Genomic DNA, 25,744 nt, shown 5'->3' with positions numbered 1-25,744 from the left:
TCGGGCATGAGCGGCAGCAGCAGCGGCAGCAGCAGCGCAAACGATGTCAGCGGCGTCGGCGCGGTGCACGGCCGGCCGCCGCGCATCGTCGTGCTCGCCGGCGGCGTCGGCGGCTCGCGTTTCACCCGCGGGCTGCTGCACCACCTGCGCGCGGAGTGGCCGGCATCCGGCGCCGCGGACGAGAGTGTGCCGGGCTCCGGAACGACCGCCTCGGTCACCGTCGTGGCCAACACCGGCGACGACCTCTGGCTGGCCGGGCTGCGGGTCTGCCCCGACCTCGACTCGATCATGTACGCCCTCGGCGACGCGGCAGACGAGCAGCGCGGGTGGGGGCGCCGCGACGAGAGCGAGCGGGTGAGCGCCGAACTCACCGCCTACGGCGTCGGCTGGCCGTGGTTCACGCTGGGCGACCTCGACCTCGGCACGCACATCGCCCGCAGCTCGTGGCTGCGTGACGGCGTGCCGCTCAGCGATGCCACCCGGCGGCTCTGCGCCCGTTGGAACCCGGGGGTCACGCTGATTCCCGCCACCGACGACGAGGTCCCGACGCTCGTCACCGTCGCCGACGACACCGGCGGCACGCGCCAGATGCACTTCGAGGAGTGGTGGGTGCGGCACCGTGCCGCCCTGCCTGCCATCGCCTTCACGCAGCAGGGCGTCGCGGCCGCGCGCCCGGCCCTCGGCGTGCTCGAGGCGATCGCGGATGCCGACCTCGTGCTGTTCGCGCCGTCGAACCCGGTCGTCTCGATCGGCACGATCCTCGGCATTCCCGGCATCGCGGACGCCGTGCGCCACGCAACCGCCCCCGTCATCGCCGTCTCGCCGATCATCGGCGGCTCGGTCGTGCGCGGCATGGCCGACGCCTGCCTCCACGCGATCGGGGTCGAGACGAGCGCGCTGGCGGTCGCCGAACACTACGGCGCGCGCGGGCACGATGGGCTCATCGATGGCTGGCTCGTCGATCCGGCCGACGCGGCGGCCGCCGGGCGGCTGGAGGCGGCCGGCATCCGCCCGCTCGTGCGCCCGCTCTGGTTCCACTCCGTCGAGGAGACGGCAGCAATCGCCGCCGATGCCATCGCACTGGCCGGATCCGTGCCGGTGGCCGCGCGGGAGGCTCCGCTCAGTCCCGACGCCGGATGAGGCCACGCCGTTCGGCGACGACGAGTGCTGCCGCGCGGTCGCGCACACCGAGTTTGGCGTAGATCGAGGCGATCTGGCTCTTCACGGTGTTCGGCGAGACCGAGAGCGACGCGGCGATCGACGCCGTCGACCCCCCGTCTGCGAGCGCGCCGAGCACAACGGTCTCTCGCCCGGACAGCTCGGCGATCGACTCGGATTCGGGGTAGAACGGTGTGGCGGCGCGGATGCCGGCCTCCGCGGCATCCGGCAGCGCAGCGCCGATCGCCGCGAGCAGCGTGCGGAGCGACGCCGTCGGGATCGTCAGGTACGCCCGCCAGTTGTTCCTCCGCGTGGCTAGCGCGTGCGCGCGGGCGAAGGTCGCGGCCGCCCCCTGCTTGGCGCCCACGCGGAGCTGCGCCTCGGCGGCGACGAAATACGCCTCGAGCTGGTCGCCGTGCCACACGCGCGTCGAGTTCACGGCGCGCAACGCCAGCCGCGCCGCCTTCTTGCTCTGCCCGCCGTAGAGCTGCGCTCTGGCGAGCGGCAGCAGCAGCTCCGGAATCTCCTCCGCTTTCGCGCCGTAGAGCTCGTTACCTGCCGTCTCCAGCACGTCGACAGCCCGGCCGGCCTCCCCGCTCGCGATCAGCCCGTCCGCGCGGGTGCGGGCAAGCATGAGGGCGCCGCCCCCCGTGCCGATCCGACCGATCAACGTCTGGGCACGCTCGACCCTGTCGAACTCGGCGAGCATCACGACGGGGTCTCCGAAGGTGAGCTCGTGGCGGGCAGCGGCGGTGGCGATGAACGGCCACATCTCGAGTGGCCCGGCGCCGTTGCCCATGGCAGCCACCGCCCCGGCCGCACGCTGTCGTTCGAGCCGTTCCGTCGCCAGCAGGGTCTCCGCCACCCGGGCCGGAGCCCTCGTGACCGAGTCGTGCCAGCGGGTCGCCCCCGTCGGCGCCCCCAGGGCGAGCCACTCCGCCGCCTCGCGCTCCGAGCCCAGGAGCACATTGCAGAGGGCGAGGTGGGACGTCGCGTTCGCGGTGACGTGCTCGGCGTCGATGCCGGCCCCGACCGCGAGCTCGTATGCGTCGGTGGCCAGCGCGATCGACTCCGCGAGTTCGTCGAGCAGCAGCAGCGTCACGGCGCGCTGCAGCTGCCACCACGCCCGATTCGCGTCGGTCGGCAGGTCGCCGCGCCCCGCGCGCAGCTCCAGCTCGCTCTCCACGTTGTTCGCCGTATCGCGCGCGGCCTCGATCGTCCCCGTCACGCGCTGGTGTACGACGACAGCGCTCAGCAGGCCGATCAGGCCGTCGGCGGTCGGCACCGCCGTCAGGGCCGATGCCAGCTTCCTGGCCGTCCCCGTTGCGGAGCGCAGCCAGATGCCCGCGCCGTCTCCGGACGATGCGCCGATGCTCGCGAGCACGACCTGGGCCAGGCGCAGTCCGGGGTGCTGCTGCACGGCCTCGTCCGGCAGGCTGGAGTAGGCGGCGACGGATGCCGCGAAGTTGCGATTGAGCAGGCCGAGGCTGTGCCGGGGCCACAGCGTGGCCATCCGGTCCCAGTCCTCCCCGGCCCTGGCGTGCGTCAGGGCGATCCAGATCTCGTCCCGCCCGCCGTGGCTGACGAGGCCATCGGCGAAGAGCCGATTCCAGCGTCGGTACTCCGCGGAGTGCGTGCTGCGGGTGTCGTGGTGCACCACCGCGCGAACGCCGGGCACCAGCCGGAGGCGGCCGTGGCCGTCACCGGCTCGCGCCTGATCGAAGAGCCCCAGCTCGGCCAGCGCCCGCACGAGTGCGTCGTCGACGGCGGCGCCGTCGTGCGTCGCCATGAGCTCGAGGTGGCGCGGCACGAGCACGGGGGCCAGCGACATCCGACGCAGCACCGATCGCGCCGCGGCGTCGGCAATCGCCGCATCGAGTGCGGCGCGGATCCAGTTCGCCACCGGGGGCACCGCGATCAGCTCCGCGGGGTCGACACGCTCGCCCACCGTCGGTTCGGTCGACGGCTGTGCCATCTCGGAGGCCAGCAGCCGCGCCAGCCCCGGCCACCCGTCGGAGAGCTCGTGGATGGCAGGGGCCCACTCCGCGGACACCGTGCCGTCCGTCCAGTGCGCGAGCGCGGCTGGCATCTGCTCCGGCGAGATCTTGAGGTGTGCGGCGCCGAGCTCCCGCACCGCGAGGCCGTCGGGAGCGTTCGCGCCCCGCAACCCGCCCAGCGTTGCAACGCACACGACGACCTTGAGAATCGCGTCGGCCAGCAGTTGAGCGTAGAGCTCGGCCAGCTCTGCTCGGGAGAGCGCATCGGCGTCGTCGATCACGACGATCCGGCACGGGTCATCGCGGAGCACATCGCGCAGAGGCGCCCCCAGCTCACGCGCGCTCAGGAACAGGACGTCGTCACCCCCGCGCCTGCGTCGTTCCTCGACCCACGAGCGCACCAATCGCGTCTTGCCCATGCCGGGCAGGGCGCGAATGACGACGAGGGCTTCCGGGCCATCGAGCAGGTCCCAGGCGGCGTGGCGCGTGGCGGTCGCCGATCCCGGCCCCGAGCCCGAGAAGCCATCGCCGACGTCACCGGGGTGCTCGATGATCGATGTCGTCCCTGGCACGCCAACACTCCTCATCTTGCGGCCGAATCCGTCGTCACGCGCGCTGAGATCGGCCCAGCCAATGCTTCCGACAGACTATCGTGCGGCTCGGGCTGGCCCTCAGGAGAGGATGTCCTTGGTGAGCAGCCTGGCACAGGCGAGCGCGCCGAACACGACGATGTACCCGGCCTGGAGCAGCGCGTTGTCGGCGAAGGAGCCCCAGGCGATGGGGGCCCGCAGCAGATCGGCGAATCCGAACCAGTTGTTCGTGAACAGCCACGGATGCAACCACTCGAGCTGCGGCAGCGCACCGACGATCTGCGCCGTCACGGCGAGGATCGCGGTTGCCGCCATCGCGCCGACCGGCACGGTGGTGAGCGTCGAGAAGAACAGCCCGATCGCGGAGAGGCCGAGCAGCGACACGGCGACGTAGGCGGCGATGCCGAGCAGCCTGAGCAGCCCCTCCCCGACCCCGACCGTCGCTCCAGAGAGCAGCGTGACCGGCCCGATCGGGAACAGCGCCCAGCCGACGAGCGTGCCGACCACGACGACCGTGATGGCGGCCGCGAGGCAGAACACGGCGGCGCTCAGATACTTCACCAGCAGCAGCCGCACCCGCCCCGCCGGTGCGATGAGCAGGTAGCGGAGGGTGCCATGGCTCGCCTCCCCCGCGATCGTGTCGCCGGCGACGACGGCGATCGTGAGCGGCAGGAAGAGCGGGGTCGCGACGGTGATGGCCGTGACGCCGACGAAGAGCCCGTTGTTCGTGATCTGGTCGAGGAACGCCGGACCGCGGCCACTGCCCCCGTCCCCGGCGAGGCGGATCGCGACGCCGATCAGGATCGGGATCAGGGCGAGCGCAGCCCCGAGTGCCGCGGTGCGACGCCGACGGAAGAGGGTGGCGAGTTCCGAAGCGAACAGCGCAGCGGATGCCGCGACGCCGCCCGAGCCGGTTCGGACACGGCTGGCGGCGGTCCCCACAGCGGCCGGCGCGGCGGGCGCAGATACGCCGAGGGCGGCGCCGGCTGGTCGAGCCTCAGTGGGCTCGGCTGCACTGGGTTGGGCCTCACTGGACCGGGCTTCACTGGACTGGGCTTCACTGGACAACGTCGAACCCCTCCCCGGTGAGGTCAACGAAGCGCTGCTCCAGGCTGGCGTGGGCCGCCTCGAAGCCGCGCACCCGCACACCGGCGGCGACGAGTGCGGCGACGACGGTCTCGGGTGGGCGTTCGTCGAGGCGGGCGACCACGAGCGCGCCGCCGGGCGGGGGCGCCGCGGCATCCGCCCCTGCCGCCTGCTCCAGCTCGAGGCCGAGGCCCGCGAGCACCGCCCGCGCCGCCTCCGGGTCCGGGGTCTGCACCCGCACGCTGGCGTCTCCGGCGCTGCGGAACTCGTCGAGGGTGCCCTGGGCCACCAGCCGCCCTGCCCGCATCACGGCGAGGTGCGAGCAGATCTGCTCCACCTCGGCGAGCAGGTGGCTCGAGACGAACACGGTCGTGCCGTCGTCGGCGAGCGAGCGGATCAGGCCACGAACCTCGCGGGTGCCCTGCGGGTCGAGCCCGTTCGTCGGTTCGTCGAGCACGAGGAGATCCCGCGGCATCAGCAGGGCGTTCGCGAGCCCGAGCCGCTGCTTCATGCCGAGCGAGTACGCGTGCACCTTCTTGCCCGCCGCGTGCGAGAGCCCGACCCGGTCGAGGGCCGCGGCGACCCTGGCGCCCCTGCTCCGACCCGGGGCGCCGCGATCGGCCGCGTCGAAGCGGCGCAGATTCGCCTCGCCGGAGAGGAACGGCGAGAACGCCGGCCCCTCAACGAGCGCTCCGACCCGCGGCAGCACCCGGCCGACCCCGCCCGGCATCTCGGTGCCGAGCACCCGCGCCGAGCCGGAGCTGGCCGCGACGAGACCGAGGAGCATGCGGATCGTGGTGGTCTTGCCTGAGCCGTTGGGGCCGAGGAAGCCGAACACGGCGCCCGCAGGCACGGCGAGGTCGATGCCGTCGACGGCGAGCTGCGAGCGGAAACGCTTGGACAGGCCCTGCGTCTCGATCGCGAAGTCGGCCACTCGCCGCGCCCGTCAGCGCCCGCTCGCGGCGGCGGTCGCGAGCAGCCGCTCCGGGCTCACCGAGCCGAGGAACACCCGCCCGTCGTCGGTGATGAGCACAGACACGAGCGAGGTCGCCACGACCCGCCCGCCGTCCACGGGCTGGGCGATCGTGTCGAGCATCGCGAGGCCGTCCGCGCCCTGGCCGACGCCGTCTTGGCCGGCCGGCAGCTCGATGACCGTGCTCCACCCGTCGCCGTGCACGATCGGCCGCTGGCCGCTGTCGGTGCCGTCGGCGCCCGCCTCGCGGTCGGCCTTCAGCTGCTGCAGCTCGGCGGCGGTCGGCACCGGAATCGCGTGCTCGGTCACCGCGGTTCCCTCCGGCGGGGTGAACGCGAACACCGAGGCGTCCGGCGCCGCGAAGGAGACGTCGGTGAATGCCACGCTGAACGCGGGAGAATCCGCGCCGCTGGCGGTGACGGATGCCGCGAGCGCCGCGCCGGTCTCGGCATCGATCGCGACGCGCACCTCGCCGACGAGGGTCTCGGGGTCGCGCGGGGTGAGCACGAGCTCGTATGCCTCGCGGCCCGCGACGCGGGCGTCGGTGCCAACGGTGACCTCTGTCGTCTCGTCGACCGCGGCCAACGCCTGCTCGAGCGTGTACTCGGGGGTCGGCAGCGGTGCGGCCGACGCGTCGGCGTCGTGCGTCGCCTGCAGCTCGGCCTGCAGCGCGGCGAGCGCGGCCGTGTCGACGGTGACGTGGGTGGCGGCCTTCTCGGCGGAGTCGTAGATCCAGACGCCGTCGGGCGAGACGTAGACGTTGCGCTCCGCGAGCCGGTCGAGCACCTGCATCCGCGCATTCGGGCCGTCGAGGTAGACCTTGGCCGTGTGCGTTCCCGTCGCGAGCGAGAGCAGGTCGTCCAGATCGCTGGCGGATGCCGCGGCGCCGTCGTCGCCCCCGCCGCCGGCCGGGCCGCCCATCGCGCCGCCGAGCGCCGCGAGGTCGGGCAGGCCGAGCTCCGAGCGCTGCTCAATCGTGCCGGAGAGGGCGTCCACGTCGCTCGACGCGGCGAGTTGGATGAGCTCCGCCGGCGTCAGATCGGGGAGGTCGACCGCGGCGTTGGCCGCCATCGGCACGAGCACGACCCCGACGCCGATCGCGATCGGCGCGACGATTGCCGGGATGACGGCTGCGGGGATCCAGCGCCGTTGTGCGCCGGACGCCCTGGTGCTCTGGGCGCGCATGTGTTCAGGCTACGCCCGTCCCCCGTGAGCGCAAGCGATCAATGGAGAACACTCAGGATCGGCCTGGACCGCGTGGTCAGAGCGCGCGCAGCCGCGGCGCCAGGTCGCGCTCGAAGAGCTGCATGAAGCGCTCCTGATCGTGACCGGGGGCGTGGAAGACGAGGTGGTTGAAGCCGGCATCCGTGTACTTCTTGATCTCGGCGACGGTCGCATCCGGGTCGGTGCCGACGATCCAGCGCTTGGCGATCTGCTCGATCGGCAGCGCGTCGGCGGCCCGCTCCATCTCGATCGGGTCGGTGATGTCGTGCTTCTGCTCCGCGCTCAGCGAGAGCGGCGACCAGAAGCGGCAGTTGTCGAGGGCGGTCTGCTCGTCCTCCTCGTAGCTGAGCTTGATCTCGATCATGCGGTCGATCTGCTCGAAGGTGCGCCCGGAGGCCTCGGCCCCCTCCGTGACGGCGGGAATGAGTGACTCGGTGTACAGCTCCATGCCCTTGCCGGACGTGCAGATGAATCCATCGCCGGCGCGGCCGGCGTACTTGGCCACGGTGGGCCCGCCTGCGGCGATGTAGACGGGGATGCCGCCCTCCGGCCGGTCGTAGATGGAGGCGTCGTGGGTCGAGTAGTACTCGCCGTCGAAGTTGACCCGCTCGCCTGCCCACAGTTCGCGCATCAGCCGGATCGACTCCCGCAGCCGGGCGAAACGCTCGCGGAACTCCGGCCACTCCTGCTCGCCCGCACCGCGGAAGCCGGTCGCGATCTCGTTGAGCGCCTCGCCGGTGCCGACGCCGAGCATGACGCGACCCGGGTAGAGGCAGCCGAGCGTGGCGAAGGCCTGGGCGATCACAGCCGGGTTGTAGCGGAAGGTCGGGGTCATCACACTGGTGCCGATGCGGATCGTCGAGGTGCGCTCGCCGACCGCGGCCATCCAGGCCAGCGAGAACGGGGCGTGCCCGCCCTCGTGCCGCCACGGCTGGAAGTGGTCGCTCGTCGCGACGGAGTCGAAGCCGTGCGTCTCGGCCGAAACCGCGATCTCCACGAGTTCGCGCGGCGAGAACTGTTCGGCAGAGGCCTTGTATCCGAGCGTGAGGGTCATGCCTCCGATGCTCTCATGCTGCGCGCCCCCGGCGACAGTGCGGCGTGCCTCGACGCGCGGATGCGCGCTGTGCCGGGGCGTGCGACTCGCGCATCCGAACGGCGGCCCAGGCATCCGCGGCGCCACGACCACGACGCGCACTCGGCTTCGGGGGCGGCCTCGTTCCTCTGCTGCTCCCTCGAGCCAGCGTGGGTTTCCGCGAGCATGAGCTTCCGCGCATCCGCACGGAGGCCACACACGGCGCGCGATTCGGCGGTCAGGCGTCTTCGGCGTCGGCCTCGGCGAAGCCGTCGGCGTAGCCGTCGCTGTAGCCGAGCCCGCGGCCCTCGACGAGGCCGGCCTCGTAGCCCTCCGCGACGCCCTCCGCGCGTGCCTCCTCGCTGCCGAGTCTGAACATGTCCCGCTCGGAGGGCCGCACGATCGAGGCGGCTCCCGGCAGGTCGAGCTCGCCGACGAGACGGTCGAGCCCGCGCACGACGGCGACCGGGCAGCCGCTCGCCTTGCCCTTGACGAGGTCGGTGGCGGCCGCGAGTTCGTCGGCCACGCACGGCATCGTCACCTGCAGCGGCTTGCCCGCGGCATCCGTCGAACCGCGGAGGTCGTCGAAGACGTGCACCCCCGCTGCCCCGATGGCGGCGTCGGTCTGGCCCTCGCGCCACGGCCGGCCGAGGGTGTCGCTGAGGATCACGCCGACGCGGGCGCCGGTCAACGCGCGGAGCCCGGCCGCGAGCTCGCGGGCGGAGGCGTCTGGGTCGAGCGGCAGCAGCAGCACGGTGCCGTCTTCGGTGTTGCTCGCGTCCACGCCGGCGGCCGCGGCCACGATTCCGAGCCGGTTCTCGACGATGCGAGTGACGCCTCCCGGGTGTTCACGGGTGGCGACGACGCGCACCGTCTCGGCCGTGATCGCGTCCTCCCGGTCGGCGGCGGCGACGATGCGGCCCTCGGCCTTGGAGACGATCTTCGAGGTGACGACGAGGATGTCGCCGTCCAGCAGCCCCAATTCGGGGTCGCCTGGCTCGGCGGCCGCGCGCGCGGCATCCGCGATCATCGCGACGAGGTCGTCGCCGGGGCGCACCTCCGGCATGCCGGGGAGCGTCCACGTGGTCAGCCGCGCCATGAAACGGTTCAGTGTCATTGCCTCACCTCCGCAGCTTCGGCAGAACGTCTCGGCCGAAGACTTCGATCCACTCTCGCTGGTTGCGGCCGACGTTGTGCAGGTGCACGGTGTCGAAGCCGAGGTCGAGAAAACTCTGGATGTGCGCGCGGTGCGCGTCGGGATCGCTCGAGATCAGCATGCGCCCCTCGAAGTCGTCCGGTCGCACCATGCGCGCGATCTGGTCGAATTCGAATGGCGAACGGATGTCGCTCCCGGCGAAGCGCATCCCGCCGTTGGGCCACTCGCGGAGCGCGTTCGCCGTCGCCTCCTCGTCGGTGGGCGCCCAGGAGAGGTGCAACTGCAGCACCTTCGGCAGCGTCGCCGCGTTCCGCCCGGATTCCCGTGCGCCGCCGGCGAAGCGGGACAGCAGGTGCTCGAGCTTCTCCCGCGGGGCCCCGGTCGTGATGAGGCCGTCGACCGTCTTGCCCGCCCGCTTGGCCGTGATCGGCCCCGCCGTCGCCACGTAGATGGGCGGGGCGACATCCGGCATCGTCCAGAGCCGCGTCGACTCGAGCCGGAAGTACTGCCCAGCATGCTTGACGTCGCGCCCGGCCGCGGAGGCCGTGAAGAGCTTCTTGATCACATCGACCGCCTCGAACATGCGGTTGATGCGGTCGGGGGCCTCCGGCCAGTAGCCGCCGACGACGTGCTCGTTGAGCGCGTCACCCGAGCCGATGCCGAGCCAGTGCCTGCCAGGGTTCAGCGCGGCGAGCGTCGCGGATGCCTGGGCGACGGTGGCCGGATGCATCCGGTACCCCGGCGTCGTCACCCCGGTGCCGAGCGCACCCCTGGTGCGTTCCCCCATCGCGCCGAGCACGCTCCAGACGAAGGAGGACTCGCCTTGGGCCGGAACCCACGGCTGGAAGTGGTCGCTGGCCATGACGCCGGAGAACCCGTGCGCCTCGGCGTGTGCGGCGAGCGCGACGGCTTCCGCCGGGGCGAAGCGCTCCAGCATGGCGGCGTAGCCGATCTGCAATCCCGTCACAGCCCCATCTTGCCAGCTGAGCTGGCACCAGCGCCGATGTGCCTGTGCACCGTTCGGCCAAATAGGCTGGTGCCATGCGCATTGCCACCTGGAACGTCAACTCGATCCGCACACGCGTCGGCCGCGTCGTCGACTGGCTCGTGCGCGAGGACATCGATGTGCTCGCGATGCAGGAGATCAAGTGCAAGCCGGAGCAGTTCCCGGCCGAGGCCTTCGAGGAGGCCGGCTACGAGCTGGCCGTTCACGGCCTGAACCAGTGGAACGGCGTGGCGTTCGCCAGCCGGCATCCGATGACCGACGTCAGCACGAGCTTCGCCGGGATGCCCGGTTTTCAGAAGGGGCTCGAGGGGCCTGACCAGCCGCAGGAGGCGCGGGCGCTCGGCGTGACCGTGAACGAGCAGCGGCTGTGGAGCCTCTACGTGCCCAACGGGCGCGCGCTCGGCGACCCGCACTACACGTACAAGCTCGACTGGTACGCCGCACTCACCGAGCACACCCGCGCCGAGCTGGCCGCGAACCCGGAGCTCGCCCTCGCCCTGATGGGCGACTTCAACGTCGCGCCGTTCGACGCAGACATGGGCGACCCGAGTTTCGTGCCCGGCGCCTCGACGCACATCTCGCCAGCGGAGCGCGCCGCCTTCGCCACCCTCGAGGCCGCCGGCGTCAGCGACGTGGTGCGCCCGCTCGTGCCGGAGGGTTACACCTTCTGGGACTACAAGGCGCTGCGCTTCCCGCGCAACGAGGGCATGCGTATCGACTTCATTCTCGGCTCGCCCGCCTTCGCCGACGCGGTGACGGATGCCGCCATCCACCGCGAGGAGCGCAAGGGCGACGCCCCGAGCGACCACGTGCCCGTCGTCGTCGACGTCGAGCTCGAGGGCGACGACGACGATCGGCCGATGTTCTACTAGGCCGCGCGGCACCCGCGCCACCCGCGGCAGAAACTACCGGACCGCGCCAGAACCGACTGCCGCGATTAGGCAGTTTCTGCCGCGCAACGGGCTGGCGGCCGCCGCCGCCCGGCGTCAGTGCACGCGGGCGAACGCGGCGCGCGAGCTCAGGGCGAGACCGGCGGCGAGCGCCAACAGCGTGATCGTCAACCACGGCAGGAGCCAGACCCCGGCGGCATCGAGCGCCACCCCGCCCAGGAACGCGCCGATCGCGATTGAACCGTTCCACGTGGCGACGACCATCGACTGGGCGACATCGGCCGACGACCCGGCGATGCGTGCGGGCGCGGACTGGAACAGGGTCGGGGCACCGCCGTAGGCGAAGCCCCACAGCCCGATGGCGAGGAAGACGACGACGGGATTGCCGCCCCAGAGGCCGATGGCCAGCATGGCAACGCCGAGCAGGATCGCGGCGATCACGACCATGCCGCGCAGGTGCCTGTCGACCAGTGCGCCGGCCGTTAGCACGCCTCCGACGGCGAGCACTCCGAAGACGAGCAGGGCGACGTCGAGGTGCGCCGACAGCCCGGATTCCCGGGTCAGCGGGGCGATGTAGGTGTACGCGACATTGTGCGCGAGCACGAACGCCCCGGTCGCCGCGAGGACGATCGCGAGCCCCGGCATCCGCAACACGGCGAGGAGCGACGGCCGCTCGCCTGCACGCTCACCCGGGAACGACGGCAGCGCGAGTGCCGCCCAGAGCGCCAGTCCGAGGCTGAGCACGGCCATCGCCCCGAACGCCTCCCGCCAGCCGAGGGCCGAGCCGAGCGCGGTGGCGATCGGCAGGCCGAAGGCGAAGGCGAGCGGCGTGCCGACCATGGCGATCGAGAGGGCGCGCCCCGCGCGTTCGGGCGCGACCATGCGCATGGCGTAGCCGGCCGCCATGGCCCAGAGCAGGCCGGCGAGCATGCCGCCGATGACGCGGGCGACGAGGATGACGGCGTAGCTCGGCGCGAGGGCGGTCACGGCGTTGACGAGCGCGAAGCCGAGAACCAGCGAGACGAGCAGCGTGCGGCGCGGGAGCGCCCGGGTGAGTGCGGTGAGCGGGATGGCGGTGACGGCCGTCGCGATGGCGTACACGGCGACGAGGGCGCCGACCTGGGAGTCGGAGATGCCGAGGTCGGCGCTCATCTGGGGCAGCAGGCCGGCGGGGAGGATCTCGGTGACGACCCCGGTGAACACGACGGCGGCGAGCGCGAGCAGGCCGCCGAGGGGGAGCCGCGCGGATGGGAGTGGGGCCCGGCCCGTGGCCGGAACGGCGAGTGTGGATGACATGACCCCAGTGTCAAACCTTGCCATTAGTGTTAAGGTCAAATCCCGTCGAAAGGTCTGCCATGCGCATCGGGGAGCTCTCCTCCAGAACCGCGACTCCGACCCGGCTTCTGCGCTACTACGAGGAGCAGGATCTGCTGAGTCCCCAGCGGGCGCACAACGGCTACCGCGAGTACCCCGAGGCTGCCGTTGACAGGGTCGAGCAGATCCGCGGACTCATCGAGGCCGGCATCCCCACCCGGATCATCAAGCAGTTGCTGCCTTGCCTGAACACGGGCAGCCCGTCGATCCGCATCACCGAGCTCGACCCCGAGATCGTCGAGTCGCTCACCGAGCAGCGCGAGCAACTGGAACGCCGCATCTCCTGCCTCAGCCGCAACCGGGACGCGATCACCCGGTACCTGGCCGACTCGGCCGAGCGCGCCTGAGCTCGCGAGCCACGCGCCACCGCCACCGCCACCACTGCCGCGTGCCGTCGGCCGATGTTTCGGCACACCCGCCGCCTCGACCGGCACCGCGTGCGACGTGGCGAGCGAATCTCCGGCGCACGGCACGCGCGGGAGCTGCAACGATGGAGTGATGACCACACAGCCATTCACCCTGCACCGCGTCGTCGAGGCCGACTGGCCGAAGGTGCGGGCGCTCCGGCTCGAGATGATCGCCGACACCCCGCACGCATACCTCGAGACGCTCGAGACGGCGGAGGCCAACGACGAGGCGGAGTGGCGCATGCGCGCGGCCCGCAACGGCAACCCCGGCTCGTTCGGGGTCGTCGCGGTGCTGACCGACGGCGAGCAGGCAGGGCGCTGGGTTGGCACGATGGCCGCCTACCTGCCGGAGGGCGCAGCCGGCGCGCACCTCGTCGGCGTCTACGTCGCCGCCGACTGGCGCGGAGCGGCATCCGGGGTCAGTGACGCCCTGCTCGGCGCCGTGGAGGAGTGGGCTGCCACGCACGGCGACGTGCTCACGCTCGAGGTGCACCAGGACAGCATCGCGGCCCGTCGCTTCTACAAGCGGCACGGATTCGAGGAGACGGGAGGGGTGGTGCCGTACCCGCTGAACACCGCGCAGCTCGAGTTCGAGATGGCGAAGCCGCTCGGAGCACCGCGGAACGGCCTGCTCAGCCGCTAGCGGTCGAGGCGCGCCGGCCTCAGACCTCGCGAAGAATCTCGGCGCGCTTGGCCGCGAGCTCCTCGGAACTCAGCAGGCCGCGCTCACCCAACTCGGCGAGCTCCGCTAGGCGGGCTGCCCTGGCATCCGACCCCGTCGGCGGCTGTGAGCCGTGTCGGCGGGCGCGGCGCGCGATGAACAGCGCGAGCAGCACAACGCCGACGGCGACCGCTGCCATCACAAGCAGCACCGTCAGGATGATCACCGCGTGCCATCCGCTCAGGTTGTTCAGCATGGGCCCCTCCGCTCCGTGACGTCAGCCTAGCGAGCAGCGGACGCCCAAGGCGGGATCCTGCGAAACCGTCTAGCCGCCGAGGCGCTCGTCGAGCTCGCGGATGACGTCCCAGGCTCCCTCTTCGGCGTTGCTGAGCACGACGACGTCGATGCCCTCCTCGAGGTAGTGGCGCAGGATGCCGCTGGCTCCTGCACTGATGCCGTCCTTGAAGTAGGAGCGAACGCTGCCGTCCTCGTTCATGTCGAACTCGAGGCCGAGACCGTAGGACGTCTCCTCGTCGTGCTCGATCTGCGGGGTGAAGAACTCGCTCGTGTACTCGGGGTTCAGCAGCACTCCGGTGCGGAGCGCGTGGAGGAAGCGCAGCAGGTCCTCGGCCGTCGCGTGCGCGCCGGTGTCCGGCCCACCGATCGGCGGGGCCTTGTAGATGTTGGCTTCCCAGCTGCCGTCCTCGGCCTGGTCCCAGCCCTCCGCGACGTTCGCGGTGGCGTCGCGCTTGTCGAAGAAGCCGCTGCTCGTCATGCCGGCCGCGGCGAACACGTCGCGCTCGATGTACGCGCGGTAGCTGAGCCCGGTCACCGACTCGAGGGCGAGGCCGGCCAGCACGTAGCCGGCGTTGATGTAGTGGCTCTCGACGCCCGGCGCCTCGAGCGGCTCCTTGTCGCCGAAGAAGCGCAGCAAGTCGCGCGTCTCCACGACGGAGTAGTTCGGGGTGTCGAGGTACAGATCGGCGTAGTCCTCGCCGGCCGCCTCGTCCGCGTCATCCGCCAGCCCGCTGGTGTGGGTGAGCAGGTGGAGCAGGGTCACATCGCGACCGATCGTCGTGCCATCGAGGTCGACGTAGTCGTGGATGGACGCCTCGAGGTCGAGCTTGCCCGCGACGACCTGCTGCAGCACGGCGACGCTCGTGAAGAGCTTCGTGATGGCGGAGGTGTCGAAGCGCATCTCGAGGGTGTTCTGCACACCCCAGCGCTGCGTGGCGAGCCCGCTGGCCGCCTCGAAGAGCGTCTGATCGCCGCGGCGCACGAGCACGACGCCCGAGAATTCGATGTCGGCGAGAAACTCTTTCAGTGCTGTCGTATCCACCGGACGAGTCTACGGCGAGCTACCGCCTGCCGCTGAAGCCCGCCATCGACCGGTACACGCCGAAGACCTCGGCGACGGCATCCCACGCCCGCACCGGCAGCACACCGCGGAGCGCCCTGGACAGCCCGACCGACCACGGCAGCAGCAGCTGCGGCTTGCCGGCGAGCATCGCGCGCCAGACCCGGTCGACGACGTACTCCGGGGTCAGGATCGGGGTGAGCAGCGGGCCGCGGGCGCCCTCGAACATGCCGGTCGAGATGTAGCTGGGACACACCGTTGTGACCCGCACATTGCCGTGGTCCTCGCGTTCGAGCTCCAGCCGCAGCGAGTCGCTCCAGCCGATCAGCGCGGCCTTCGACGCGGCGTACACGCTCATCTGCGGGTTCGACAGCGTGCCGGCCGCCGAGGCGACGTTGACGATGCGCGCGGCGCGATAGGCGTCGGCCATCATGCCGGGCAGGAATTCGCGGGTCACGTACATCGGCGCGAGTGTGTTGACCTGGATCGTCTGGCGGGTGTCCTCGCCGTTGTCGCTCTGCCAGAAGAACTGGTTGCCGCGCACGATGCCGGCGTTGTTGATGAGGACGTCCGGGTTGCCCACCTCGGTGCGCACGCGTTGCGCCGTCTGGGCGATGGCGCCGAGGTCGGCCAGGTCGATCACGTAGGAGTGGATCCTGGTGCGCCCCTGCGATGCGTCGCCGAGCTCCTTGACCGCGCGGGCGAGCGCCGCGGCATCCCTGTCCCAGAGCACAACGGATGCCGCACCCTCGGCCACCGCGCGCTCGGCGTAGAGGCGCCCCATGCCGTTGGCGGCTCCGGTGATGAGTACGCGGGCACCACGAACAGTTCGGGACATGGCCTCATTCTCGCATCACAGCGTGAGGCGCCCGTCCAGCCCCGCCCGCCGGGCGAGCGCGGGCCGCGGACGCAGAAAACCCCCGCCGGCGTCGGCGAGGGTTCTGCTGGTGTCGCGAGCGCCGCGGCGCCGGGCGTCAGCTGATGGCGACGCTGCTGGATGCGGCCATCACGACGAGCGGGATGAAGATCAGCGCGAAGAGGACGATCGAGGCGAAGCCGATGATGACCGCGGCGAGTGCGAAGCCGCGCCCGCGCTGCCCGGTCTTCTTCACCTGGCTGAGGCCGATGAACCCGAGCACGATGGCGATCACATTGAAGCCGACGAGGGAGAGCACGAAGGCGACGACGGAGAGCACATTGGTGCTCTCCGGAGCGACGGCGGTGGTGCTCGGGGCGGCGGTGGGCGTGGTCATGGCGGTGTCCTTAAGGAGTGGGATGCGCGGCTGCGGCGCGACCGGGTGGCGCACGATCGTCCCGCCGTCCGGCGGGAGCCTCCCCAGACTGGCAAGGTCACCGGCCCCCGTCACTCCCCCATTCGGGGGCGCCGCGCCCCGCAATCGGTGGCGGTGCTGCAACACAGCGGATGCCGCCGCTCCCAGCCCGAGCTGGGATACTCGAGTTCCAGCCAGGGGCGTTCGCGCTCCACGGTTTCCGCCGCGCACGAGCGGCGGAGCCGACCCTGCAGCGTGTCGTGTCACAGATCGGCCACCATGCCAAGCACCCAGCCCCCACCCGCCGACAAGCAGCAGGCGACCGCGCTTGCGCCCGCGACGGTGCGCTGGAGCGATGGCGGCGTCGAGCGGCAGGCGCGCTGGCGCTCTGAGGGTGGCTGGCCCGCGCCGGAGACCGTCGCCATCGCCGATGAGAAGCTCGCCGCCGACGAGGCATTCCGGCTGGTGAGCGCCGGAACCGCGCTGCTCTGGCGCGGTGACTTCCAGGCCGCACGGCAGCTGCTCAGCGCACTCGGAACGCGCATCGACAAGCGCAATCGGCGCGCGCCCCGCGACCTCGCCCTGGCGTTCCGGCAGCACCGCGAGCAGAGCTTCCACCGGGCGCGGCTCCTGAGCCTGCTGCTGGTTCCGCTGGATGCGGACTACACCGTGCTGCTCCGTCGGGCGCCCCAGGTGGCGGACGCCTGCAGCGAGGCGTACGGCGCGGCTGCGGTCGGTGTTGCGGCATCCGGAGCGACCAGAGCGACGCCGGTCCCCGGCGATTCGGTCGTCGCCCTGCGCGAGCTTCTCGGCGTGATCGGTGCGCACGAGTGGCGCCGCCGCGGCGTCGAGGTGCCGGAGCTCGACGTGCGCGTGCCGGGTGAGCCCGCGCGCCCCGGCCGCATCCACCCGCACTATGGGGTCTTCTCGCCGGTGCGCGGCGAGTACCTCGAGCTCGTCGCGACGGCGCCGCTGCCGGCGGATGCCGCCGAGATCGGCCGCGCCGTCGACGTGGGAACGGGAACCGGCGTCATCGCCGCGATCCTGGCGCATCGCGGCATCCGGAACGTCACAGCAACCGATCTCGATGCGCGCGCGATCGCCTGCGCCCGCGAGAACGTCGACCGGCTCGGCTACGCCCGTCAGGTTGAGGTGGTCGCGGCCGACCTCTTCGCCCCCGGCTTGGCCGATCTCATCGTGTGCAACCCGCCGTGGCTGCCGGCCGAGGCGCGCATCCCGAGCGACTACGCGGTGTACGACCCGGACAGCCAGATGCTGCGCGGCTTCCTCGGCGGCCTGCGCGCCCACCTGAACCCGGGCGGCGAGGGCTGGCTGATCATCTCGGACCTCGCCGAGCGCCTCGGGCTGCGGTCGCGCGGCGAGTTGCTCGACCTCATCGAAGACTCCGGGCTGCGCGTGATCGAACGCCACGACACCCGCCCCACGCACGCACGCAGCAGCGACGCGAGCGACCCGCTGCACGCGGCCCGGGCCCGCGAGATCACCTCGCTCTGGCGGCTCGGCGCGAGCGCCTAGCCCCGCGGCAGCCGGCTCGCGGCCCGGTAAAACTCCGCGGGCCCGGGGCATTCACCGGGCCCGTGCAGTTTTCGCGGGCCACGACGCCCCTCGTGCGGGCCGACGCGTGGGCAGGGGCCGGCGGGCGCGGGTCTGTCAGCGCGGGGGCAGCCGGTCAGCGCAGCGCGCGGTAGTGGGCCCGCAGCTCGGGGGCGAGGTGCTCGGTGGCGTAGCTGAGCTCGGTGCGCGGCATCCTGGCGGCATGCTCGTCGAGGAACGCGATGAGCAGTGCCGGGTCGACGCGTTTGCCGAGCTCGCGCAGCATCCAGCCGACGGCCTTCTGCATGAGGTCCTGGGGATCGTCGCGCAGCACGGCCGCCAGCTCGAGCGCCGTCGAGGCGTCGCCCCGGTTGATGAAGCCCTGAGTCGCGATCATGGCGACGCGGCGCTCCCAGAGCACCGGGCTCGCGGCGAGCTCGAACAGCACGTCACGCCGGCGGTCGAACAGCCAGCCGCCGAGGATGCCGGGCGCCGAGCTGTCGACGATGTCCCAGTTGTTGACGCGCCCGCGGCGCACCACGGCGAGGTACCACTCGGCGATGGCCGCGCGCCGACCGTCGTCGAAGCCGCGCGCGCCGCTCGCCCGCTCGAACTGCTTCGTCGCGATGATGACGCCCGTCAGACGGTGTTCGTGCACCTCGCTGTCGAGCAGCACATCGAGCTCGGCGAGCGGCAGCCCGGCGAAGGCGCGGGCGACCGTGCGCTGCTGCGGCACCGTCACGCCGATGAACACGTCGCCGGCACCGTACTGGCCAGGCGCGGTCTTGAAGAAGCCCTGGCTGGAGAGCCCTCTAGCCGGATCGGCGAGCTCGGCGAGCGCCGCCTGCACGGCGGTGGCCGAGAGTGCGGCGTCTGCGGATGTCGCAGCAGTCATAGCGAGCACTCTACGCCGCGAGCCGTTGGCAACTCAGGCACAGCGCGCACTCGGTGGGCTCCCGCCCCGCGGCGGCGCGGCAGAGCAGCCAGGCACGACGAGCCTGCCTGAATTGCCAACCGCCACCCGGCGAGCGCTCCACACGCGGTTCTCACGGTTCGCTGACGCCGGAGCGCCCTGAACCCACGGTCAGTGGATGACGGCGAGCAGCACGCCCACGAGTACGAACAGCACCCCGAAGACCCGGTTGAGCACGCGCTGCCCCTTGGCGTCACGGGTGAAACGCTGGAATGAGTGCGCCGTTCCGGCGAAGAAGAACCACATCACGAGGATGTCGATGACGATCACCGTCGCGGCCACGATCAGGTACTGCAGCAGCAGCGGCTGATCGAGCCGGATGAACTGCGGCAGGAAGGCGAGGAAGAACACGATCGCCTTCGGGTTGAGCAGGTTCACCCACATGCCACGGCGGAACATCGACCACGCCGGCTCATTGCGCAGCGCGTCGACGCTTGCCTCGTCGACGGCCGGCTTGGCCAGGAACTGCCGGATGCCGAGGTAGACCAGGTATGCGGCGCCCGCGTAGCGGATGACGTTGAAGGCGATCGGCGAGCTGGCCACGAGCACGCCGACGCCGAGCGCGACGATGACGATGTGCACGACGAGGGCGGCCTGCTGCCCGAAGATTCCCCAGATCGAGCGGCGGAAGCCGGAGTTCAGGGCGTTGCTCATCGTGTTGATCGCGCCCGCGCCGGGCGTGAAGCTGATCAGGGTGCCCGCGCCGAGCAGGGCCAACCACAGAGAGAACTGCACCGGGCAAGCTTAAGGGCCGCGCCGGCAGCGGCAGGACCGCTCGCGGCCCGCGGCCCCCGCCGAAGCTGCGACACTAGAAGGTCTCAGTTCTTTCGACCGCACGGACACCTCATGGCCCACTCCCTCACCGATCTGCAGATCGCGCGCCTCGTCGGGGCGCAGGCGTTCTCCCGCGGCGAGAACTTCGCCGAGCACGGGCACGTCGGCCGCATCACCTGGGCGGCGTCGGGAACACGCGTGTTCGCCACGATCGCGGGCAGCGGCCCCAACAGCTACGTCGCCAGCGTCTCGTTCCACCGCGCGGCATCCGGCGAGCTCGTGAACCCGGTCGGCTCGTGCACCTGCCCGATCGGCAGCAACTGCAAGCACGTCGCGGCGCTGCTCATCGCGAGCCGGGCGGGCAAACCGGGCGAGGAGAGCGCCGAGGTGCAAGGGGCGGATGCCGCGACAGCCGGTGCTCGGACGTCCGACGTCGCCGGCCCCGCCGCGGGCTCGGCCCGCAGCTGGCAGAAGGCCCTCGCGCCGCTCACCACGAGCGGCAGGCCGCTCGAGACCGGAACCCCCCTCGCCCTGCAGTTCGAGCTCCGCGCGCCGGAGCGCAACTGGCGCGCCCCGGCCGATCCGCTTGCTCCGCCGCGGCTCGGCGTGCGCCCGATGACACTCGGCAGCAGCGGCCGGTGGATCAAGGGCAACCTCAGCTGGCAGAACCTCGGATACTCCACCGGCGTCAATCTGGCCCAACGCGCCATCCTCACCCGCATCCACGACGAGTGCTCGCGGGCCACCGCGCAGCAGTACTCCTCCGGCGAGTGGTTGCACCTGGAGTCCTTCCCGTCGCCGGCGCTCTGGAGCCTGCTGCAGCAGGCGAGCGCGGCCGGGATCGCGCTGATCAGCTCGAGCAAGAAGCAGGACCCCGTTGCGTTCTCCGGCGAAGCGGCCGAGCTCTCGCTCGACATCACGCGCGGGGAGGCCGGGCTCACCATGACGCCCTCCTTCTCCCTCGGCGATCGCCCCCTCGATGCCCGCACGTTGATCCTGCTCGGAAACCCCGCACACGGCATCGCCAGCTGGGTCGACGAAGCGCCGGCCAAGCGCAGCTCGGCGGCATCCGCGCCGTCCACCGAGGTGGCTCTCACGCTGGCCCGACTCTCCGCGCCCATCGGCCCGGCCCTGCGCGAACTCGCAGCGGCCGGAACGGCGCTCGTCGTTCCGCCGGACGACGAGAAGCAGTTCCTCGCCGAGTACTACCCGCACCTCCGCGCACAGCTCAGCCTGAGCAGCAGCGACGGCTCCTTCGAGCTCGCCGCCGTGCCTGAACCGCACCTCGTGCTGAGCGTCACGAGCCTGCCAGACGCGCGCGTCCAGCTCGGCTGGCACTGGCGCTACCTGACGCGTGACGCGGATGCCGGCGCGGCGGAGGGCGAGCAGAACACCGCCTTCGTGCGCACCCTCCACGTCGGGGCGGGTCAGCCCGGTGCGGGCGGCTACCGCAATGCCGCGCGCGAACAGGCGATCCTCGACGCGATCGGCCCGGTGCTCGAGCGCTTCCCCGCCCTCGTCGAGGCCGCGCCGCCTGGCTGGGCGGGCGCGACCGGCGGGGTGCCAAGCCCGTCCCGATTGGCCGAGAGCTCGACCCTGGCCGGCTCGGCGATGCTGGACTTCCTCGCCACGGCCGTGCCGGAGCTCGAGGCATCCGCCGACCTCTCGGTGGTCTTCAGCGACAACATGCCCGAGTACCGCGAGGCGGCGGAGCCACCCCTCATCACCCTCGCCACCCACGAGCGGCCGGACGATCGCGACTGGTTCGACCTCGCGGTCGAGATCACCGTCGACGGCGAGAAGATCCCCTTCGACGATCTCTTCCGCGCCCTCGCCGGCGGGCAGGACGTCATGATCCTGCAGAACGGCACCTGGTTCAGCCTCGACCGGCCGGAGCTGCAGCAGCTGCGCACACTGATCGCCGAGGCGCGCAGCCTGCAGGAACCGCACGCGCACGGACTCGGCATCAGCCGATTCCAGACCGAGCTCTGGCAGGAGCTCGTCGAACTCGGTGTCGTCGGCGAGCAGGCCGAGGCCTGGCGGGAGACCGTCGCGGGGCTCGCCTCCGGGTCCGCCATCACGGCGAGGGCATTGCCGGAGACCGTGCACGCCCAGCTCCGCCCGTACCAGCAGCAGGGTTTCGACTGGCTGAGCTTCCTCCACGATGCCGGACTCGGCGGCGTGCTGGCCGACGACATGGGACTCGGCAAAACGCTGCAGGTGATCGCGCTGATCGCCGAGGCGCGGCGGGCCGATGGTGACGCCAGGGCCGGCGACGCCGGCGACGCTGCGGCCGGCGACGCTGCGGCCGGCGCCGCGGCATCCGCCCCACCCTTCCTCGTGATCGCGCCGACCAGCGTCGTGCCGAACTGGGCGGCCGAGTGCGCCCGCTTCGCGCCGAGCCTCAAGGTGGTCGCGATCACGGCGACGTCGTCCAAGCGTTCAGGGGCACTCGCAGCTGCAATCGCCGGCGCGGATGTCGTGATCAGCTCGTATACGCTGTTCCGGCTCGACTTCGAGGAGTACGACAGGCAGCAGTGGGCCGGCCTCCTGCTCGACGAGGCGCAGTTCGTGAAGAACCACCAGTCCCGCGCGCACCAGTGCGCCAGGCGGCTGCGCGCGCCGTTCAAGCTCGCGATCACGGGAACGCCGCTCGAGAACAACCTGATGGAGCTCTGGTCGCTGTTCTCGATCACGGCGCCTGGGCTGTTCCCGAGCCCGAGCACCTTCGGCGAGTATTACCAGCGCGCGATCGAGCGCGACGGCGACGAGGAACGCCTGGCGCAGCTGCGCCGCCGCATCCGCCCTTTCATGCTGCGCCGCACCAAGGACGAGGTGGCCACCGACCTGCCGGAGAAGCAGGAGCAGGTGCTCGAGCTCGAACTGCACCCGAAGCACCGCAAGGTCTACGAGACCCACCTGCAACGCGAGCGGCAGAAGGTGCTCGGCCTGATCGACGACATGAACACGAACCGCTTCGAAATCTTCCGCTCGCTGACGATGCTGCGCCAGCTCAGCCTCGACGCCAGCCTCTACGACGAGAAGTACTCCGATGTGCCGTCGACCAAGCTCGACGCCCTGCTCGAGATGCTCGACGACACCGTGGCCGAGGGGCACCGGACCCTCATCTTCAGCCAGTTCACCGGCTACCTGGCGAAGGCCAGGGCGCGCTTGGATGCCGCTGGCATCGCATACTCGTACCTCGACGGCTCGACGCGCAACCGCGCGAAGACGATCTCCGAGTTCAAGGACGGCACGAACCCCGTCTTCCTGATCAGCCTGAAGGCGGGCGGATTCGGCCTCAACCTCACCGAGGCCGACTACGTGATCCTGCTCGACCCGTGGTGGAACCCGGCGACCGAGGCGCAGGCGGTTGACCGCACCCACCGCATCGGCCAGACCAAGAACGTCATGGTGTACCGCCTCGTCTCCAAGGACACGATCGAGGAGAAGGTGATGGCGATGAAGGCCACGAAGGCGAAGCTCTTCGACAGCGTGATGACCGAGGGCGCGGCGCCGGGCGCGAAGCTGAGCGCGGCCGACATCCGCGAGCTGCTGGAGTAACGGCGCGCTCGTCCCACGCGCGAAACCCGGCGACGACGCAGCTTCGTTGCGCACGCCCGCATGAAAATGCAGCAGCCTTCTCATTACGCTGAAGAGCACGCCATATCGGCGCACGCGCTGTCGCCTGCCACACTTCTCGGCACGCCGCGCTCTTCACGAGGACGGGAGGTTCCCATGTCGAATTACATTGCACAAGCACTGGTCGGTGAGCCCGAGGTCGTCGAAGACGCCACCGTCACCGCCGAGTCCATCGCACTCGCCGCCGACGCCGAGAACAGCCCGGCGTGGGCGCGCCTCAAGCAGGCCGCTGTCGCGCTGCAGGCCGTGCAGGCCCAGGACGGCTCGGTTCCGGATGCCGCAGAGCACCCGGCATCCGCCGAGAACGTTGCCGCCATCGCCGCCTCCGTGCGCGAGCTCGCCCCGCTCTTCCCGCACGACGCCGCGTACCTCGCCGCGCTCGTCACCGACTTCGAGCGCTGGAGCGTCGGCGGCTTCGGCGTGCCCGACTTCTTCGACTCGCTGATCGCCTTCCAGCCGCAGAAGCACCGCGTCGACGGCCTGCGCCACCTCGTCGTGTTCCCGATGTACACGCAGAACGGCAGCTCGAACCGCTACGTCGAGGCCGTGCTGGTCGAGGTCATCTGGCCAGAGTTCATCGGCGAGCTGGAGGCCGGCGACTACGGCAACAAGCTCTTTGTGCCGCTGCGCTTCGTCGACTTCACCCCCGGCTACGACACGAACTCGGCCGTGCTCTTCCCCGAGACCGTCGCGATGCGCGAGATCCCGACGTTCACGTGGGGCGCGATCTTCCAGGACCGCGAGGCCGCCCGCTACCGCCGCGTTGTGCGTGCAGCAGCCGAGATCACCAAGCTCGAACTGCCCGGAGATGCCACATCGCTCCTCGACGACCAGAAGTTGGCCGAAGAGACCTTCGTGATGTGGGACCTGATCCACGACCGCACCCACATGCGCGGGGATCTGCCGTTCGACCCGTTCATGATCAAGCAGCGCATGCCGTTCTTCCTCTACTCGCTCGAGGAGCTGCGCTGCGACCTGACCGCGTTCCGCGAGTCGGTGGCGATCGAGCGCGACGAGAACGCGAGCCCAGAGGCCCGCAAGCACGCCAAGCTCGTGCAGTACGCGGTGATCTTCGACCGCATCTTCCGCTTCGCGATCACCGGCAGCCGGGTGCGCAACTACGACGGCCTCGGCGGGCAGCTGCTGTTCGCGTGGATGCACCAGCACCACGTGCTGCACTGGACCGACACCCAGCTCGCGTTCGACTGGGACGCCGTGCCCGATGTCGTCGTCGCCCTCGGCGCCCAGATCGACGAGCTGTACTGGAAGTCGATCGACCGCCCGAAGAAGGCGCACTGGCTCGCCGCCTACGACATGATCGCCGAGACGCTCACCCCGAACCCGGCATCCGCCTGGGCCCGCGGTCTTCCGGATGACGTGCTCGCCGGCGCGCCGAAGGGCTACACGGACCTCGTGCTCGACGACGAGTTCCCGCTCTCGATGTTCTTCGAGGCGCTCGACAAGAAGATGAAGCCCGTGATCGAGTCGACCATCGGCATCACCGCCACAACTCCCGACGCCTAGCAGCCGGGGCCCGGGCCTCGCGCCCGGGAAGCAAGGACGAAGTGCGATTGCAAGGACGGTTTCGCGAGAAGCCTCCTTGCAATCGTGCTTTCTCCTTACACGCGAGGGGTGCCGCCCCATCGCGAACTGTCTAGCCTGAGAGCATGAGCATGACCGACTCCGCACTGGCGCTCGGCGTTGCCGCGCGCACCGTTCTGATCGCGGGCGCCACGAGCGCCTCCGGGCACGCCTGCGCCGCCGCGCTCAGCGCTGCCGGCGCCAGGGTGATCGCCGTCGGGTCCAACGCCGAGCGTCTCGCCGCACTGGCGGAGGCCGTTCCCGACGTCATCACGCGCGTCTGCGATCTGAGCGATTTCGCGGCAGTCTCCGCCCTCGCCGAGGAGATCCGGGTGACCGCAGCGAAGCACGGGCACGCCGGCATCGACGGGCTCATCCATCTGGTCGGCGGTTGGCGCGGGGGCGGCGGGCTCGCCGGGCAGAGCGACGAGGACTGGCAGGTGCTCGAGACCGCCTTCGGCACCCTGCGCAACACCACCCGCGCCTTCAACGACCAGCTGCTGGCATCGGATGCCGGCCGCCTCGCGATCGTGTCGAGCGTCTCAGTGGATCGCCCGCTGGCCGGCGGGGCCAACTACGCCGCGGCGAAGGCCGCGGCCGACGCGTGGGCACGGGCCGTCGCGCAGGGCTTCGCGAAGGCCGCAGCACCGGCGGAACCGGATGCCGCAGCGGTGATCTTCGTGGTGAAGGCTCTCGCCGGTCTCGAGCAGGAACTCGCATCAGCCGTTGTCGGACTCTGGCAGCAGCCGGCATCCGCGCTCAACGGCAGCCACATTCGCCTCGGCGACGCCTGAGCCGGCCTGACCCGGCCGCCCGGCTTGGCCGCCGAAGCTGAGGAACCCCCACTCCGAGTCACATTCGACCGTTCGTGGCATCCCGCGCCCCGGCTGTCGATAGGCTCGGGCCGATCCCGCCGGATGAACCGGCGTTCGTCCGACGAGCTGACGCTGCAACTCGCCCACTTCGCGGTACGGCTGATCTGCCTTCGACGAATGGGA

General features: G+C 71.2%; 22 protein-coding genes. 8 read left to right on the top strand and 14 right to left on the bottom strand.

From position 1 onward, the window contains the following. Nucleotides 1-6 precede the first annotated feature (6 nt). Nucleotides 7-1,140, top strand: a complete 1,134-nt coding sequence (gene cofD / locus EV379_RS00340) for a 2-phospho-L-lactate transferase (protein WP_130504406.1) — start codon at nt 7-9, stop codon at nt 1,138-1,140. Here cofD and EV379_RS00335 read toward each other — a convergent pair. From EV379_RS00335 to EV379_RS00305, 7 genes are all read right to left on the bottom strand, one after another. Beyond that, a complete protein-coding gene (locus EV379_RS00335) occupies nt 1,121-3,727 on the bottom strand; it encodes a LuxR C-terminal-related transcriptional regulator (RefSeq protein WP_130504405.1) in 2,607 nt (868 codons plus the stop codon). The genes cofD and EV379_RS00335 overlap by 20 nt on opposite strands. Before the next feature lie 99 nt (nt 3,728-3,826). Continuing rightward, nucleotides 3,827-4,687 (bottom strand): ABC transporter permease, encoded by an 861-nt coding sequence (locus EV379_RS00330; protein ID WP_130504404.1) that lies wholly within the window; start codon nt 4,685-4,687, stop codon nt 3,827-3,829. A gap of 115 nt (nt 4,688-4,802) precedes the next feature. After that, nucleotides 4,803-5,765, bottom strand: coding sequence for an ABC transporter ATP-binding protein (locus EV379_RS00325; RefSeq protein ID WP_130504403.1), 963 nt, complete (start codon nt 5,763-5,765; stop codon nt 4,803-4,805). A 12-nt stretch (nt 5,766-5,777) separates the two neighbouring features. Beyond that, nucleotides 5,778-6,989, bottom strand: coding sequence for a LolA family protein (locus EV379_RS00320; RefSeq protein WP_242616166.1), 1,212 nt, complete (start codon nt 6,987-6,989; stop codon nt 5,778-5,780). Between the two features lie 76 nt (nt 6,990-7,065). Next, complete coding sequence (fgd, locus tag EV379_RS00315) at nt 7,066-8,082, bottom strand: glucose-6-phosphate dehydrogenase (coenzyme-F420) (RefSeq protein ID WP_130504402.1); 1,017 nt, start codon at nt 8,080-8,082, stop codon at nt 7,066-7,068. A 256-nt stretch (nt 8,083-8,338) separates the two neighbouring features. Next, nucleotides 8,339-9,217: a coenzyme F420-0:L-glutamate ligase gene (locus EV379_RS00310; RefSeq protein WP_242616165.1), complete on the bottom strand. Its 879-nt coding sequence runs from the start codon at nt 9,215-9,217 to the stop codon at nt 8,339-8,341. 4 nt (nt 9,218-9,221) lie between these two features. Further along, a complete protein-coding gene (locus EV379_RS00305; RefSeq protein WP_278044010.1) occupies nt 9,222-10,223 on the bottom strand; it encodes a TIGR03557 family F420-dependent LLM class oxidoreductase in 1,002 nt (333 codons plus the stop codon). 74 nt (nt 10,224-10,297) lie between these two features. Between EV379_RS00305 and EV379_RS00300 the strand changes: the two genes are divergently transcribed. Further along, nucleotides 10,298-11,134 carry an exodeoxyribonuclease III gene (locus EV379_RS00300; protein WP_130504401.1) on the top strand — a complete coding sequence of 279 codons (837 nt, stop codon included), beginning with the start codon at nt 10,298-10,300 and terminating at the stop codon, nt 11,132-11,134. Between the two features lie 114 nt (nt 11,135-11,248). Here the strand turns inward: EV379_RS00300 and EV379_RS00295 are convergent, their stop codons facing one another. Continuing rightward, nucleotides 11,249-12,448, bottom strand: coding sequence for an MFS transporter (locus EV379_RS00295; protein WP_130504400.1), 1,200 nt, complete (start codon nt 12,446-12,448; stop codon nt 11,249-11,251). Between the two features lie 59 nt (nt 12,449-12,507). Between EV379_RS00295 and EV379_RS00290 the strand changes: the two genes are divergently transcribed. Next, nucleotides 12,508-12,873, top strand: a complete 366-nt coding sequence (locus EV379_RS00290) for a MerR family transcriptional regulator (RefSeq protein WP_130504399.1) — start codon at nt 12,508-12,510, stop codon at nt 12,871-12,873. 151 nt (nt 12,874-13,024) lie between these two features. After that, nucleotides 13,025-13,576: a GNAT family N-acetyltransferase gene (locus EV379_RS00285; RefSeq protein WP_130504398.1), complete on the top strand. Its 552-nt coding sequence runs from the start codon at nt 13,025-13,027 to the stop codon at nt 13,574-13,576. A 19-nt stretch (nt 13,577-13,595) separates the two neighbouring features. On the opposite strand, the gene EV379_RS00280 is transcribed toward EV379_RS00285, so the two are convergent. From EV379_RS00280 to EV379_RS00265, 4 genes are all read right to left on the bottom strand, one after another. Continuing rightward, the gene (locus tag EV379_RS00280; RefSeq protein ID WP_130504397.1) at nt 13,596-13,850 is read right to left on the bottom strand and encodes a hypothetical protein; all 255 of its coding nucleotides are present in this window, start codon (nt 13,848-13,850) and stop codon (nt 13,596-13,598) included. A 69-nt stretch (nt 13,851-13,919) separates the two neighbouring features. After that, nucleotides 13,920-14,933 carry a serine hydrolase domain-containing protein gene (locus EV379_RS00275; RefSeq protein WP_130504396.1) on the bottom strand — a complete coding sequence of 338 codons (1,014 nt, stop codon included), beginning with the start codon at nt 14,931-14,933 and terminating at the stop codon, nt 13,920-13,922. A 19-nt stretch (nt 14,934-14,952) separates the two neighbouring features. Beyond that, nucleotides 14,953-15,789: an SDR family oxidoreductase gene (locus EV379_RS00270; protein ID WP_130504395.1), complete on the bottom strand. Its 837-nt coding sequence runs from the start codon at nt 15,787-15,789 to the stop codon at nt 14,953-14,955. 136 nt (nt 15,790-15,925) lie between these two features. After that, nucleotides 15,926-16,204 carry a DUF4190 domain-containing protein gene (locus EV379_RS00265; RefSeq protein WP_130504394.1) on the bottom strand — a complete coding sequence of 93 codons (279 nt, stop codon included), beginning with the start codon at nt 16,202-16,204 and terminating at the stop codon, nt 15,926-15,928. Between the two features lie 297 nt (nt 16,205-16,501). Here EV379_RS00265 and EV379_RS00260 point away from each other — a divergent pair, with 297 nt between their 5' ends. Beyond that, a complete protein-coding gene (locus EV379_RS00260) occupies nt 16,502-17,758 on the top strand; it encodes a methyltransferase (protein ID WP_130504393.1) in 1,257 nt (418 codons plus the stop codon). Nucleotides 17,759-17,912: 154 nt separating this feature from the next. Here EV379_RS00260 and EV379_RS00255 read toward each other — a convergent pair whose 3' ends face one another. Both EV379_RS00255 and EV379_RS00250 read right to left on the bottom strand, forming a co-directional pair. Continuing rightward, the gene (locus tag EV379_RS00255; protein WP_130504392.1) at nt 17,913-18,671 is read right to left on the bottom strand and encodes a DNA alkylation repair protein; all 759 of its coding nucleotides are present in this window, start codon (nt 18,669-18,671) and stop codon (nt 17,913-17,915) included. 189 nt (nt 18,672-18,860) lie between these two features. Continuing rightward, a complete protein-coding gene (locus tag EV379_RS00250; RefSeq protein WP_130504391.1) occupies nt 18,861-19,484 on the bottom strand; it encodes a LysE family transporter in 624 nt (207 codons plus the stop codon). 111 nt (nt 19,485-19,595) lie between these two features. On the opposite strand from EV379_RS00250, the gene EV379_RS00245 reads away from it, so the two are divergent. From EV379_RS00245 to EV379_RS00235, 3 genes are all read left to right on the top strand, one after another. Beyond that, nucleotides 19,596-23,087, top strand: a complete 3,492-nt coding sequence (locus tag EV379_RS00245) for a DEAD/DEAH box helicase (RefSeq protein ID WP_130504390.1) — start codon at nt 19,596-19,598, stop codon at nt 23,085-23,087. A 174-nt stretch (nt 23,088-23,261) separates the two neighbouring features. Continuing rightward, entirely contained in the window at nt 23,262-24,689 is a 1,428-nt protein-coding gene (locus EV379_RS00240; protein WP_130504389.1) for a DUF6421 family protein, read from the top strand. Between the two features lie 143 nt (nt 24,690-24,832). Continuing rightward, nucleotides 24,833-25,540 (top strand): SDR family NAD(P)-dependent oxidoreductase, encoded by a 708-nt coding sequence (locus EV379_RS00235; RefSeq protein WP_130504388.1) that lies wholly within the window; start codon nt 24,833-24,835, stop codon nt 25,538-25,540. Nucleotides 25,541-25,744: the final 204 nt, after the last annotated feature.

Origin of the sequence: Microterricola gilva, assembly GCF_004217495.1 — a bacterium.
GTDB lineage: Bacteria > Actinomycetota > Actinomycetes > Actinomycetales > Microbacteriaceae > Microterricola > Microterricola gilva.
The sequence above is the reverse complement of the archived record's forward strand: the minus strand, read 5'-3'. Positions and strand labels throughout refer to the sequence as shown.